Raw genomic sequence first — 14,983 nt, 5'->3', positions numbered from 1 at the left:
ATTGGGGTCGCCATCGGGGTCGGGCCGAGGAACATCGGTAAAGTCTTCAATGAAACGCGGTTTATTGGGATTGGGGTCGCCATCGGGGTCGGGCCGAGGAACATCGGTAAAGTCTTCAATGAAACGCGGTTTATTGGGATTGGGGTTGCCATCGGGGTCGGGCCGAGGAACATCGGTAAAGTCTTCAAGAAAATGGAAGGTAGCAGTAGAAACTTGAGCGTCGGTGATAATTCTAAGTTCTGTCATGGGAGTAATTCCTATTTATGACTATTTCTGGAGTTGGCTAAAGTGATAAGTGTTGGTATTTATGTCCTGCACTTTTCGCTTTCTGTTCTCAGTTTCGTGCTAAAAATCCCGACCTGCAATGGTGATAAAATCAGGTATTAGAAGAATCGATCGCTCTTGTGAGTATCTGAATTTATAGGGAAAAATCAGGTGCAGTCCGATCGAGCCTCATAAAAATCCTAAAAAATCAGGTTTCCTAGTCAACCTCTAGACAGTCAGAGCGGCTATCGTACAATCAAGTCTAGATTTGGGTGCGGGCTTCCGATGCGAGAGTATCCAACAGATAGCATCAAGAAAAGACAAAGGAATCGCCCTCAGTTTTTTGTCAACTGAAAGGGCGATCGCACAAAGCTATTTAGCATTCATTCATGCTCTTGGGGGTTCCCCCGTTGGGTTTGACGATCGTCAAACCCAACCTACAATTCATCTACAACTCTATTGGGCAATTAATTAGCCAACAATGTGAGGTGCGGAGATGAAGACCTGAGCGGGGCTAAGATTGGTAATATTTTGGTCTTGCACGACACCAATTAAATCACCTTTGAAGAAGATACCAGTGTCTTGCGTAGCAGCACCTCCCCAGTTGTTTAACCCAAGCGAGTAACCCTCTGCAAAATTACCTGTGATTTGGATTACGTCACCTTGGGCTAAGCTGAAGTCCGTAATTGTGGCATAACCATTTCCGAGGTAGTAAACGCTTGGGTACTGGCCCTCGACGGATTGGCCTAGTACGAATGTGTCCGCTTCAGTACCGCCAGTGAGGATATCGTATTCCTTGCCACTGCCGAAACCGTTAAGGTAATCCTTGCCACTACCGCCTCTGAGAGTGTCGTTACCAGTGTTGCCTATGAGAGTGTCATCGCCTGCTTGACCATACAGCTTGTCGTTGCCAGTGCCCCCGTATAAGTTGTCGTTGTTATTGCCGCCATCCAGATAGTCGTTGCCAGTGCCGCCGTAGATGTTATCGTTACCGCTGTCGCCGTATAAGCGATCGCTCCCTCCACGACCGTAAATGATATCATTGCCTTCCAGGCCGTGGATTACATCATTGCCAAGCGTTAATACTGGCCCGTTCGGACTTTGCTGCCATTCCGAATCGGTTCCCACTAATGATTTGTGCAACTTACCGTCGCCGTTGACAGTATTGTTGTCATTGAATTTGGTGCCGTTGATATTTGCCATTTCAGTTGCTCCTTTGTATTTCAAACTAATTGATTTATTTAGAAGGAATGGTTGCTGCTTGTATTTGTTTGCTCGACCTTTCGCTTTCTGTTATCAGTTTCTTGCTAAAACTATTGAACGGCAATGGTGATAAAATCAGGTATTATAGGAACTGATAAATAACTTCCGGCTATGAATTTATCGGGAAAAAATCAGGTGCAGCCTGACAAAGCACCATCAAAATCAGGACTGAGGCATCAGACCAAAGAAACCGGGTTTTTACCTAATCTGTCGGCTCTAACCAAGGATTATCGTAAAAAACCCGGTTTCTGACTGCCGGTTCGTAAGTCCTAAAAATCAGCAAAAGTCAGGTTTTTTGGTAAATCTCTACACAGTCAGGTTTGCGATCGTACAATTGAGTATCGATTTTGGGGCAAGCAAAGATGAAAGAATTTCCATTTAGTTATGAATACCATCTAGGCGGGAGTCTCCCAGCCGATGCGTCCTGTTACGTCACCCGACAAGCGGACTTGGATTTTTACGAAAGTTTGAAAGCGGGCGAGTTTTGTTACGTTTTAAATTCGCGGCAAATGGGCAAATCTAGTTTGCGGGTGCGGGCGATGCGCCGGCTGCAAGCTGAAGGTACTGTTTGCGCTTGTATCGATTTAACTGGGATTGGTAAGGAAGATGTCACTCCCGAAAAATGGTATGCGGGAATGATTAATTCTTTGGTGAGTAGCTGCCAGCTAAGCAATAAAATTAATTGGCGGAGTTGGTGGCGCGATCGCCGGGACTTATTTTCGCCACTCCAGCGGTTTAGTTTGTTTGTTGAAGAAGTGGTTTTAGTTGAAATTCCCCAAAATATTGTTATTTTTATTGACGAGATCGATCGCGTTTTGAGCATGAACTTTTCGGCAGATGAGTTTTTTGCTCTGATTCGCTGGTTTTACAATCAAAGGGTTGACAAGCCTCTCTACCGCAGGCTGACTTTTGCGCTGTTGGGAGTGGCGACTCCTTCAGATTTGATTGCTGATAAAACTCAAACTCCTTTTAATATTGGTAAGGCGATAAATTTAAGCGGTTTTCAGATTAATGAAGTGCAGCCTTTGATTGATGGTTGGCAGGGGCAAGTTGTCAATCCTGAAAGTGCGATCGCCCAAATTCTAGACTGGACAGGCGGACAACCTTTTTTGACGCAAAAGTTGTGCAAGTTGCTGCTTGAGGAATCAGCATTGGGAAATTCGCGATCGGTTGAACAGGTGGTGCAGTTGCGGATTGTGGAGAATTGGGAATCTCAGGATGAGCCCGAACATTTGAAAACTATTCGCGATCGACTTTTGAGAAATCAGCAAAAAGCCGGGCAGCTATTGGGGCTTTATCAGCAAATTTTGCAATCCGCGAACCCCTCTCAATCTCCCTTATCAAGCAGGGCTTTAGATTCTCCTGAAACCCGCCTGGGACTTAAGTCCCCCTCTTATAGCTCAAGTCGTCTTCAGACGACTAAAAGATTGATTGATAGTCCTCTTCAGAGGACTTTAGCTATGAGACAGGGGTTTCAACCCCAGGCGGACTATGGCGCAAGTGAGAATGACTCAGCCCCCTTGGGGCAGGGGGGGGTTCTTGCTGATGGCAGTCCCGAACAAACCGAATTGCGGCTATCAGGTTTAGTCGTGCAACAGCAGGGAAAATTAAAAGTTTACAACCGGATTTACGAACAAGTTTTTAATTGGGAGTGGGTAGAGAAACAATTAGAAAAGCTCCGTCCTTACTCCCAGGCTTTTAATGCTTGGGTAGCTTCCAATTATCAAGATGAATCGCGACTTTTACGAGGGCAAGCCTTACAAGATGCAGTTTATTGGTCAAACAATCAAAGTTTAAGTCCGCTCGATTATCGTTTTTTAGCGGCTAGTCAAGAGTTAGATAAACTAGAAGTTCAACAAGCTTTAGCCGTTAAAGAAGAAGAAGGTAAGATATTAGCTCAAGCCAACGATACTTTAACCACAGCACAACAACAAGCAACCGCTGAATTAACCAAAGCCAAACGCACAGCCAAAAGAATTATTGGCATTGGTTCAGGAATTTTGGCAATATCTTTAATCGCCGCAGTGGCGATCCAAGTACAATTAGTAAAAACCGAGCGCTCGCTGCTCCAAGAACAAGTAGAATTAGACGTTTTTACTTCAAAAACAACGTTTGAATTAAATCCATTTGAAGCACTCATAGCAGCACTAAAGGGAACACAAAAACTCCAGCAATTAGAAAAATATGGAGCGGTCAAAAATGATTTAAAAGAACAGGCGATCGTGGCGCTACAGCAAGCAGTTTATAACGTTAGAGAAATTAATCAAATGCAAGGTCATGCAGCTAACATTAGAAAAGTCATTTTTAGCCCAGATGGTAACACTCTTGCTTCTGCGGGGGAGGATTTTACAGTAAAGTTGTGGAACGTCCAAAATCGAAAACTGCGGCAAACTCTTTATGGTCATCAAGGTAATGTTTGGAGCGTTAGTTTTAGTCCCGATAGCAAGATGCTTGCATCTGCCAGCGATGACGGCACGCTCAAACTTTGGTATGTAGAAACTGGCGAGTTAATCGCAACAATTAAAGCCCATAAAGATTGGGTGAGAAGTGTGAGTTTTAGCCCTGATGGTAAGATGCTGGCTTCCTCTAGTTCTGACGGCACTGTGAAATTGTGGAATGCCTTAGATCGAACTGAATTAAAAAATATCAAAGCCCATAACCGTTGGGCAACATCCGTTAAATTTAGTCCCGATAGTAAGATTCTCGTTTCTACCAGTCAGGATGGTACGGTAAAGTTGTGGAATGTCCCCGATGGAACTTTATTAAAAACCCTCAAACACAATCGCCCCCTTGTTAGAAGTGCCGATTTTAGTCCCAACGGCAAAATTCTCGCCTCTGTCGGTGAAGACGGTACAATCAAGTTATGGAATCTAGAAGATGGCAAGTTAATCAAAGCCTTCAGACATGGGGGAGTGCTTTTGGATGTTCATTTTAGTCCTGATGGTAAAACTCTGGCATCCTCCTGTGAAAATGGTTTGGTCAAACTGTGGAATGTCGAAAATTTAGAGGGGATTCAACTACAAACTTTCAGCGGTCATAATGCCAAGGTAATGAGCGTTAGTTTCAGCCCAGATGGCAAAATTCTCGCTTCCGGTGCTAACGACAACAGCATCAAATTGTGGGCTTTAGAAACGGCTCGATTTTCAACTTTAGCAAACCATCGTAAAGCTGTTTTGAGTATCAGTTTTAGTCCGAATGGTAAAATTTTGGCATCTGCGAGTGCTGATTATACAGTCAAGTTGTGGAATGTCGAAAATCGCAAGGAAATTTTGACTCTCAAAGGTCATAGCAGCCATGTTTGGAGTATTAGTTTTAGCCCTGATGGCAAGATTCTGGTTTCTGCTAGCGATGACGGTACGTTGAAGTTGTGGAATGTGGAAAGTGGGATGTTGCTGAAAAGTTTTCCAGATAATGGCAACAAAATTAAGAGCGTTAGTTATAGTCCCAATGGCAAGATTATCGCATCTGGTGGTAGCGATCGCACGGTAAAATTATGGAATGCGGAAAATGGCATTTTACTCAGAACATTAACAGGCGATCGCGGCAATATTTTGACTGTTAGTTTCAGTCCAGATGGGAAGCTGCTTGCTTCTGGTAGTGCTGATAACACCGTAAAGATGTGGAATGTAGAAAATGGCAATCAACTCTTCAGTCCAAACCACGGGGGTTGGGTGACAAGTCTTAGTTTTAGTCCAGATAACAAGATGCTAGCAACTACTAGCGCTGACGGTAGCATTAAGTTGTGGAATGTCGCTGATAAGACTTTACGAAAAACTCTGGAAGGACATGGCACTTGGGTCAGAAGCGTTACATTTAGTCCCGATGGTAAAACTTTAGCTTCTGCGGTTGGAGAAGGCATAATAAAGCTGTGGAATATTGAATCGGGAACCGAAATCCAAACGCTCAAAGGACATAGCCGCAGAGTGATGAGTCTCAGTTTTAGTCCCGATGGCAAAACTTTAGCTTCTGCTAGTGCTGATGGTACCGTGAAGCTGTGGAATTTAGACCGCGATTTAGATAGTTTAATCGGGCGGGGTTGTTTGTGGCTGGAAGATTATTTTGCTTCTCATCCCGAAGAGGCTAGAAAATTTAGCCAAATCTGTAAATAACTCAAGTTGCTAGTTACAAGACACTGGTAATGGGTAATGGGTAATGGGTAATTGTAAGGCAGTTATCGTATAATCAAGGCTCAATTTTGGTGCTGGCGATGAAAAAAATTCCAGTTAGTTATGAATATCAGATTGGCGGGAGTCTCCCAGCAGATGCGTCGAGTTACGTGATGCGGCAAGCAGACTTGGACTTTTACGAATGTTTGAAGGCCGGTGAGTTTTGTTACGTGCTGAATTCGCGGCAAATGGGCAAATCTAGTTTGCGGGTGCGGGCGATGCAAAGACTGCAAGCGGAAGGGTTTCTCTGTGCTTTTATTGACCTAACCGGAATTGGGAAGGAAGATGTAACGGCAGAAAAGTGGTACGCCGGACTTGTCCAATCTCTGGTAAGCAGCTATCAGCTTGGCAAAAAATTTCAATGGCGGACTTGGTGGAAAGAGCAGCGGGAATTATTGTCACCCGTGCAGCGGTTTAGTTTGTTTATTGAGGAAGTTTTATTAGTAGAAATTGAACAAAATATTGTGATTTTTGTTGATGAAATTGACAGTGTTTTGAGCCTGAGTTTTTCCCTGGATGATTTTTTTGCTTTAATTCGGTTTTTCTATAACCGACGAGTGGATGAGCCAAAATATCAGCGTCTCACATTTGCTTTGTTGGGAGTGGCGACTCCTTCGGATTTGATTGCGGATAAAACCCAAACACCATTTAATATTGGTAGACCGATCGCACTCAACGGCTTCCAACTTCACGAAGTCCAACCGTTAACCGATGGTTTGACGCCAAAGGTGAGCAATCCCCAATTCGCGATCGCCCAAATTCTAGACTGGACAGGCGGACAACCTTTTTTGACGCAAAAGTTGTGCAAGTTGCTGCTTGAGGAATCAGCATTGGGAAATTTGCGATCGGTTGAACAGGTGGTGCAGTTGCGGATTGTGGAGAATTGGGAATCTCAGGATGAGCCCGAACATTTGAAAACTATTCGCGATCGACTTTTGAGAAATCAGCAAAAAGCCGGACAGTTGTTGGGGCTTTACCAGCAAATTTTGGAATCCGCAAACCCCCCCCAACCCCCCCTTGCTAAGGGGGGGCTAAATGCTTCCGTGCAACCCTCTCAACCCCCCCAACCCCCCCTTGCTAAGGGGGGGCTCAATACTGAGGAATCTTTCCTTAGCAAGGAAGAAATAACCGGAAACCCCCCCCAAGCCCCCCTTACTAAGGGGGGGCTAAATGCTGGTGAATCTTCCCTTAGCATGGAAGAGCTAAATGCCGTTCTTACTCCCCCCCTTAGCAAGGGGGGGCTGGGGGGGGTTCTTACTCCCCTTAGCAAGGAGGAGCTAAATGCTACTCTTGCTCCCCCCCTTAGCAAGGGGGGGCTGGGGGGGGTTCTTGCCGATGGCAGTCCCGAACAAACAGAATTGCGACTATCAGGTTTAGTCGTGCAACAGCAGGGAAAATTAAAAGTTTACAACCGGATTTATGCAGAAGTTTTCAATCTAGAATGGGTGGAAAAACAATTAGGAAAGCTGCGGCCTTATGCAGAAAATTTTAATGCTTGGACTGCTGCCAATTTTGAGGACAATTCGCGGCTGCTGCGGGGAAATGCCTTGCAAGAAGCTCTGGAATGGTCGATCGATAAAAATTTGAGCCATCTGGATTACCGCTTTTTAGCAGCATCTCAAGATTTGGAAAAGCGAGAAGTACAACAGGCTTTAGCTGTTAAAGAAGAAGAAGGTCAGATATTAGCTAAGGCGAATAATACCTTAGTTTCAGCTCAACAACAAGCAAAAGTAGAATTTACTCAAGCCAAGCGCAGGGCTACCCGCATCATGGCTATCGGTTCTGTAGTTTTGGGAATTTCTGTAATCGCAGCAATCTCGATCCAATTACAAGTGAAAAAAGCCCAACAAGAACTCGCCGAACAACAAGTAATCCTGCAAACTTCATTCTCTAAAGCAGCTTTGGTTTCCGATCCTTTTGAAGCACTGTTGAAAGCATTACAAGCAGCGCAACAGATGAAAAAATTAGAACCATCAGCCACCAACGATACACAGTTGCAGGTAATGAGAGGGCTGCAACAGGCAATATATCATGTTAGAGAACGCGATCGCGCCGTTGGTCATCGTGGCGGTATCAGAAGTGTAACTTTCAGTCCTGATGGCAAAATTTTTGCTTCTGCTAGCGAGGATGGTACGGTAAAACTGTGGAATGCTAAACCAGCTAGATTAATATCAACCCTGACCGGACGTACTACTAGAGTTACGAGTATAAGTTTTCATCCTAATGGTAATATTTTGGCTTCTGGTAGTGAAGATGGTACGGTTAAGTTGTGGGATGTAAGGCATAGCCGTTTAATTAAAACTATTAACGCTCATAATGACTGGATAACAAATGTTAGTTTTAGTCCCGATGGTAAAATAATCGCTTCCTGTAGCCACGATCGTACTATCAAGTTGTGGAAAACAGCAGATCATACGTTATTCAAAACTTTGAAAGGACATACCAGTACCGTTACCCATATTAGTTTGAGTTCCGATGGTAAAACTCTCGCTTCTACAAGTTGGGATAGAACCGTGAGGCTGTGGAATATTGGCGATGGAACCCTCGTAAATACTCTGGAAGGTCATAAAGTAAATACCGTAAGTGTCAGTTTTAGTCCCGATGGTAAAACCTTAGCTTCTACCGATCAAGAAGGCATAGTGAAACTATGGAATGTAGCAGATAAAACTTTACTGCAAAACCTCCCAACTCATCGCAGGGCTGTCTGGAGTGCAATTTTTAGTCCAGATGGCAAAACTCTAGCGACTATCAGTTCGGATAGTACCGTAAAGTTGTGGAATTTAGAGGATATGAACGACAACAGAATCGAACCGCAACTTCTCAAAGGACATCGCGGGATAATTCAGAGTATCGGTTTTAGTCCTGATGGCAAAACTCTGGTTTCTGGAAGTTTTGATAGTGCAATCAAGCTATGGAATTTAGAGGTTAGGGAACCGCAAACGATTAAAGGAAATAGCGCTAATGTTCAAACTGTTAGTTTTAGTCCCGATGGTAATATGTTAGCTTCCGGCAGCGACGACTTTAAAATAAAGTTATGGAATAGGAAAAATGGCACTTTACTCCAAACTCTTAATGGTCATCAAGACCAGGTGCTAAGTGTAAGTTTTAGTCCTGACGGTAATACGTTAGCTTCTGGCAGTGTTGACAAAACAGTTAAGTTGTGGAATGTGCAAGATGGTAAATTACTAAAAACTCTCAACGGTCATAGTGCTTGGGTGAGAAGCGTTCGCTTTAGTCCAGATGGAAAGACCTTTGTTTCTGGCAGTTCTGATAGTACGGTGAAACTTTGGAATGTAGCAGATGGTAGGTTGCTGCAAACCTTTAAAGAACCTCGCAGTATTGTCACTGATTTAACTTTTAGTCCAGATGGAAAAGCTCTAGCTGTGGCTTGTTCTGACGGTGATATAATGCTATTAAATTTAAAAACAGCTACTTTAACGCAGGCTTTTCCCGCTCATAGCGGTTGGGCAAATACCATTAGTTTTAGTCCAAATGGTAAAATTTTAGCTTCTGGTGGTGGGGACAGTAGAGTCAAACTATGGAATGCAGAAAATGGCAAATTATTGTTTACCCTAGAAGGACATTTATCTGATATAAGCAATATCAGTTTTAGTCCAGATGGCAAGACTTTAGCTTCCTCTAGCGATGACGGTACAGTGAGGATATGGAATGTAGAAAATGGTTTGGAAATATCAACTTTAGAAGGGCACCTCGGCCGCGTTACCAGCGTGATGTTTAGTCCAGATGGCAAAACACTGGCTTCTAGTGGGCTTGACAATACTATCAAGTTGTGGAACTTAGAATTTGATTTAGATCGTTCTATCAGTCAAGGTTGCTTGTGGCTGGAAGATTACTTTGCTTCCTATCCTGAAGAGGCGATAAAATTTAGCAAAATCTGTAAATAAATAATTTATGGCTGAGCAATTATCTTGCTAATTATCCTGAAAAAAGGGCGATCGCACAAATCTGCGATCCTTAAAAAAATCGCATAAATCATTCCCAAATTCAGGGCTTGTAGGGGCGGGTTAACCAACCATTTATGATAAAAATGAATAATATTGTAAACCCGCCCCCACAAACAATAAAAATGTACCATTAATTTATTGAGTAATATCGTATCCTATCGATTGACCACAATCTGATTATTCGATCGCGCCTGCCCCCTTCAGTCCGCTCTCCGGCTGCGGAAGGGAGTCCGCACAGATCCGTTTTTATTATGGTAATCGATTGGACATGATATAAGACGTTGATGTGAATAATGGCGGGGATGGGGCGGGTTTATGAGATTATTTGTAGGTTTCATAGATAGTTTGTGAACCCGCCCCTACAGAATTTTGGGATGTTTATTGGACGCCGATAAACTTGTGAGTTTGCAAAGACAACCTGTAACTCGGATGCTGTTTCAGCAACTCCAAAATAATCGGAATCGCCCGATCGCGCTTTTCCCACTCCGGCTGCAAATATACAGGGATATTCACATTGTCAACAAAATATTTTCTATAAAAATCCACTTCTTCGCCAGTGCTAACCACCAATTTAATTTCATTAGCCCTAGTCCAAAATATCTCTTGCACCGGATATTTAGGATTGACGTGTTGCTTAGGAGAAAGAGTAATCCAAGCCAGCGGCGAAACATCCTGCCAGCAAGCGCCCGAAGTTTCAATACTCACTTGCTTGTCAGTTGCTAACAAAGCTTCAACTAACTCCGGCAAATTCTGGTGAATGAAAGGTTCGCCGCCAGTAATGACAACTCTCGGAGACTGCAATTGATCTAGCAATTGTGCGATCGACTGCGGCACCGACGGCAAACCTTTGCCACCATTGGAGTAGCCTGTATCGCACCAAGGACACCGCACGGGACAACCGGCCAATCTGATAAAATCAACTAAAGTACCAGTCCAGTAGCCTTCGCCTTGAACCGTACACTGAAAAGTTTCGTGAATCGGCAATTTTACTTGTAAATTTGCTCCCAGCATTTCCGCCTCAGATTAATTAATAATATTTGTTATAACTTTGAGTAATTGTAATTTGTAATCAGTAATTGGTATAGTCCTGGATGCACGGGTAGGCAGAAACCGGGTTGATGGACGAAAATACTGTATCGCAGCCTTCAATGCAGATAAAAACCCGGTTTCGAGGAGTCTTAATGAAGTTCCCAGTAATTTAAGTTATTTAATTCTGTTCTTCAGGCTCCATCATAGTAGCCCAGCGGCGTTTCAATGCCAAAGTCAGTCCGTCAGCAATGGGAACAACACTGAGAGTAATTCTGGGATCGTTGCGCAACTTGTCGTTGAAACTGCGAAGGGCGAGGGTACTTGTGTCTTGTACTTGAGGATCGGCAACTCGTCCCGACCACAGAACGTTGTCAATTACAATTAAACCGCCATTCCGCACCAGTTGGAGCGATCGCTCAAAATAAGCCTCATAATTTTCTTTATCGGCGTCGATGAAGGCAAAATCAAAGGTTCCTGCTTGTCCCTCGGCTATGAGTTTGTCGAGAGTATTGATTGCTGGGCCCAACTGCAAAGAAATCTTGTTTGCGACACCCGCAGCTTCCCAATAGCGTCGCGCGATCGAAGTATATTCCTCGCTGACATCCATCGCAATAATTTTACCGTTAGAAGGCAGCGCTAAAGCTACGCACAGCGAGCTATAACCAGTAAAAACGCCAATTTCTAAGGTTTTTGTCGCTCCCATAAGCTGCACCAGCATCTCCATAAACTGACCTTGTTCGGGAGCTATTTGCATCATACCCATAGGATGCTTAGCAGTTTCTTCCCGCAGTGAAGCGAGAATATCTGGTTCCCGCAGAGAAATAGATAACAGATAATCGTAAAGTTGATTTTCTAGACCAAGAGTTGAGTTCGCCATCGGTTTGTCCTTGCTGCTGACTTTTGATTTGAGATTGTAGACGTGCAGTTATTGGAAATCGGAGACGGTAGAGTTAATTTTAACACCTATTTTGCTGTTGTTTCTCCCGGGTTCGAGTATCGCCGTCTCGGTTGTAGAGACGCTACTTGCTCTCGCGCGCGATCGACCTTCCCATCAGTTTATCTCAGCTACAGGCGATTTAGCCGCTCTGGAAAATAAAAGTGGAGAGAGGGGAGGGTTTTGAGATTGCTGCGTTCCTCCCCAGGCCTTACGCCGTGGGTGATGCCAGTTTAACAAAAGAATGCAACTGAAGAACCCGCGATCCAAACCCCGATCCAGTAAGTCATTCTTAATCGAGAATCTTCAATGCGAAAATCAAAAATGGTATGAGTTGGGGAGGGTGACTTCATTCTGATAACTAATCGCTAATGACTAATTATTTAGGACTTACGCACTCCTGACAAATAAACCGTTTCATTTAACTCTTAATGAGGTTAAATACCGTTTATTTTTCTTAAACAAACCAGGCGTCTGGCAAGCCTTGTACCCGGAAATATTACTAATAACTAATAAACCGGGTTAATTAGGACAATTTCTTAAGTGTCACAGCTTATTCTCCACACCTCCACGACCTGCCCACAATCAAAACAAGTTTCTACTATTGAGGCATAGCAAGTATTTTTGTGAAAAAACTTGGTTGTGAGCAACGGTTGCCCGGGACTGTTACTAATCACTAATGAGCCGGGAGCGATCGGACGATTCCTTAACTGTCACAGTTTATTCCTCCACACTTAAACAACTTACCCACAATCAAGACAACATTCCACTAAGGCAACCGCAATGTATTATAGTTTTGCAGGTTTCGGTGCCGTCACTGGCATATTTTTATTGTTGGTTTTTGCGATTCTGCAATGGCTGCACGTCCCCGCCGGGAGTTTTATTGATTGGGTAATTGCCATTGCTATTTTTGAATGGCTGTTGCTGATAGTTACAGTTCCCTGGAATATCCATTTTGAAGCTAAGGAAGTGTTAGCGCAAGGTGCAGAATCTACTAAAAAAAATATTGCTGTCGATTCTGAACAACTAAAATACGTTACTGTATTAGCTAGCCGATCGCTCCTGGTGGCGATCGCCCTTCACCTGTTTAGCGCGATCGCACTTTACGCCCTATCCGCCACCGGCATTAGTGCTGTTGGCTATCTCAGTTCCGGTGCTGCACTGCTGTTAACTCTACTGCGTCCAGCTATCCGAGGTTATCAGTATTTAGCCCAGCGGCTGACAACCATCCGCCGCCAATTTCTGCACCCCCGCGAAGATATTGTCGAACTCCGCACCCGCTTTGCAGAATTAGAATCTACAGTCAGAAATTTGGCCGCTCAATTAAATTCAGACGATCCCAATTCGTGGGCGGCTGTCCAAGAGCGCGATCGGGAAGCTATCAGAAGAGAATTAACTAAAGTAGCGGCATCTCTAGAATATTTGCGATCGACAAATCAGGCAGAACACACTAAACTGGCAAGAGATGCAGAAAGTGCGATCGCCCAACTCACCTCGGACGGACAATTTCTCAACCACGTCCGCGAAATCATCCGCTTCTTCAAAGAATCGTAAAACAAGTCATTAGTCATTAGTCATTAGTCATTAGTCATTAGTCATTAGTCATTAGTCATTAGTCATTTCGCCAGTTTCCAATTACCGATTACCAATTACCAATTACCGATTACCAATTACCAATTCCCGATTACCCATTACCAATTCCCTACCTTTAGATAGATGTCAAAGAAGCGCCGACTGTGAAATCTTCAATTAAAATAGAACTTTATCAGTCTTGAGGAAGACTCAATAAATGTGTTTTACATCACAGCAAGTTTCAGGAAACTATAACCAAAGATAGTTTGTGAATGAGCTAGCTTAGGCTTAATATTTAAACATAAGCCAAAGACCTTTTTGAAAAGATAACTCAGGAATAAATCATGACTAATCGCCAACCAACACCGCCCGACGAACAAATTAGCAAATCAACACCGGCAGACGAACAAATCGAAGCTAATATGGAAGCCCCCCACTACGACAGGGGCATTACTCCTGCTGAGACAGCAGCGCGGCAAGAACGCGAAGGCTCTCACTTCATGCACACAACCACCGAAGAGAAGCAGCAAAGCGCCAAAACAGACGACCAAACCGATGACGAAAGCATTCACACGACAGATGGTTATACAGTAGACAAGGAAGGTCTGGTTAACAATTACGCGATCGAACCCGAAATGTACATCAACGAACCGGGCGATTTGAGAGCAAAAGAAGAAGCCGAAGCCCAAGAACGCGCTCGCATTCTCGCAGAAATTAAAGATAAAAAAGGCGAGGAAGGCAAACTGACAATGGATGCAGACACCCGCCACAAAGGGCCGGGAATTATCTAGGTTGTCTGGTTGTAGTTGCACCTCAGCGCGCGAGGTTGCAACTGCAAAGCCCAGGGGCGGGTTTTTCTAGATAGGGGAATTGTCGATCGATCTTTCCGCTAAAACCAGCCCCTATTTTGCTTTCGACTTCTGGGACCGAGAATTGAGGACTTATGCACGGGTGGCCATCACCTTGGTTTTTTAACCAAAATACCTGGTTGCAGCCCGCTGATGGGCGTAAAAAACCCGGTTTCTGAAGTCGGAGTGCTTCAGTTTTGAGATTTAAGAGTTTACATCAATGGCGATCGCATTAAAATTAATTAAGCCCTAACATTTTCCCTGAGCCAATTAAACTTTGCCTGAGCTAGCGCCAAATTTTCCAGGACATTTGGATTAATATCCTCCCGTTCTAATTCTGGTCGATCCAATTCAATATTGCGACCGTATTCTATATGTCTGATCGTACCGCGCATCCTGTCTGCCAAACAGAGCGAAATTCCATAATAAAACCGGGAAGCAAAGCCCATATCGTGTTGAAGTTTGATTACTAACTGCCGCCTCGGAATTGCCAGCAAGTGAGTTTCTTCTATCGCCTTCACCGTTGCCAAAGGAGGGCGAGCGTCAATAAAAGAAACTTCTCCCACAAGTTCTCCGCTGCCTATTTTAGCGAGTTCTTTACTCTCCTGTGCCTCGATCCAAACGCTCATACTCCCATTCAAAACAATGTATAGCGCATCGTGCTGTCTCCCTTCATAGATCAAAATCTCGCCGGGAGCGAGAACTTCTTTTTTGCCTTTTTGGACAATCCAGTCGATATCGTCGTTATTTAACTGGCTCAAAATAAAAAGTGCTTTTTTTCTGCTGCTGTCGGCCATAAGTTTAGCTCCCGATCGCTTCTTTATATTAAATTTAGAGGGCGCGCGGTCGCAACTTCTTCCGAAGCAGTCACTCCTCGCTGAATACAGTTTTTTTATCCTGCCTAACTTCTTGGCCAAATGCTGTTAGGGCCGACCTTCCCAA

Annotated in this window: 9 protein-coding genes; 4 read left to right on the top strand and 5 right to left on the bottom strand. The window is 44.0% G+C overall.

Annotated features, from left to right (window positions below):
* A partial coding sequence (locus QUB63_RS29190) for a hypothetical protein (RefSeq protein WP_332948870.1) occupies window positions 1–246 on the bottom strand: 246 nt, incomplete at its 3' end.
* A gap of 489 nt (window positions 247–735) precedes the next feature.
* On the bottom strand, window positions 736–1,467 hold the full coding sequence (locus tag QUB63_RS29185) for a calcium-binding protein (RefSeq protein WP_332948869.1): 732 nt from the start codon (window positions 1,465–1,467) through the stop codon (window positions 736–738).
* A 422-nt stretch (window positions 1,468–1,889) separates the two neighbouring features.
* Here QUB63_RS29185 and QUB63_RS29180 point away from each other — a divergent pair, with 422 nt between their 5' ends.
* Both QUB63_RS29180 and QUB63_RS29175 read left to right on the top strand, forming a co-directional pair.
* Complete coding sequence (locus tag QUB63_RS29180; RefSeq protein WP_332948868.1) at window positions 1,890–5,636, top strand: AAA-like domain-containing protein; 3,747 nt, start codon at window positions 1,890–1,892, stop codon at window positions 5,634–5,636.
* A gap of 98 nt (window positions 5,637–5,734) precedes the next feature.
* Window positions 5,735–9,598 carry an AAA-like domain-containing protein gene (locus tag QUB63_RS29175; protein WP_332948867.1) on the top strand — a complete coding sequence of 1,288 codons (3,864 nt, stop codon included), beginning with the start codon at window positions 5,735–5,737 and terminating at the stop codon, window positions 9,596–9,598.
* Between the two features lie 438 nt (window positions 9,599–10,036).
* Here the strand turns inward: QUB63_RS29175 and QUB63_RS29170 are convergent, their stop codons facing one another.
* Window positions 10,037–10,669 carry a 7-carboxy-7-deazaguanine synthase QueE gene (locus QUB63_RS29170; protein ID WP_332948866.1) on the bottom strand — a complete coding sequence of 211 codons (633 nt, stop codon included), beginning with the start codon at window positions 10,667–10,669 and terminating at the stop codon, window positions 10,037–10,039.
* 196 nt (window positions 10,670–10,865) lie between these two features.
* Complete coding sequence (locus tag QUB63_RS29165; protein ID WP_332948865.1) at window positions 10,866–11,564, bottom strand: class I SAM-dependent methyltransferase; 699 nt, start codon at window positions 11,562–11,564, stop codon at window positions 10,866–10,868.
* An 840-nt stretch (window positions 11,565–12,404) separates the two neighbouring features.
* Between QUB63_RS29165 and QUB63_RS29160 the strand changes: the two genes are divergently transcribed.
* Together QUB63_RS29160 and QUB63_RS29155 are read left to right on the top strand one after the other, a co-directional pair.
* Window positions 12,405–13,175, top strand: coding sequence for a hypothetical protein (locus tag QUB63_RS29160; protein WP_332948864.1), 771 nt, complete (start codon window positions 12,405–12,407; stop codon window positions 13,173–13,175).
* A 362-nt stretch (window positions 13,176–13,537) separates the two neighbouring features.
* Complete coding sequence (locus QUB63_RS29155; protein WP_332948863.1) at window positions 13,538–13,984, top strand: hypothetical protein; 447 nt, start codon at window positions 13,538–13,540, stop codon at window positions 13,982–13,984.
* A gap of 299 nt (window positions 13,985–14,283) precedes the next feature.
* Here the strand turns inward: QUB63_RS29155 and QUB63_RS29150 are convergent, their stop codons facing one another.
* Complete coding sequence (locus QUB63_RS29150; protein ID WP_332948862.1) at window positions 14,284–14,838, bottom strand: cyclic nucleotide-binding domain-containing protein; 555 nt, start codon at window positions 14,836–14,838, stop codon at window positions 14,284–14,286.
* Window positions 14,839–14,983 lie beyond the last annotated feature (145 nt).

The sequence above is a fragment of the Microcoleus sp. ARI1-B5 genome (assembly GCF_036705795.1).
Taxonomy (GTDB): Bacteria; Cyanobacteriota; Cyanobacteriia; order Cyanobacteriales; family Microcoleaceae; genus Microcoleus.
Note: the sequence above shows the minus strand (reverse complement) of the source record. Positions and strands in the feature narration are given on the sequence as shown.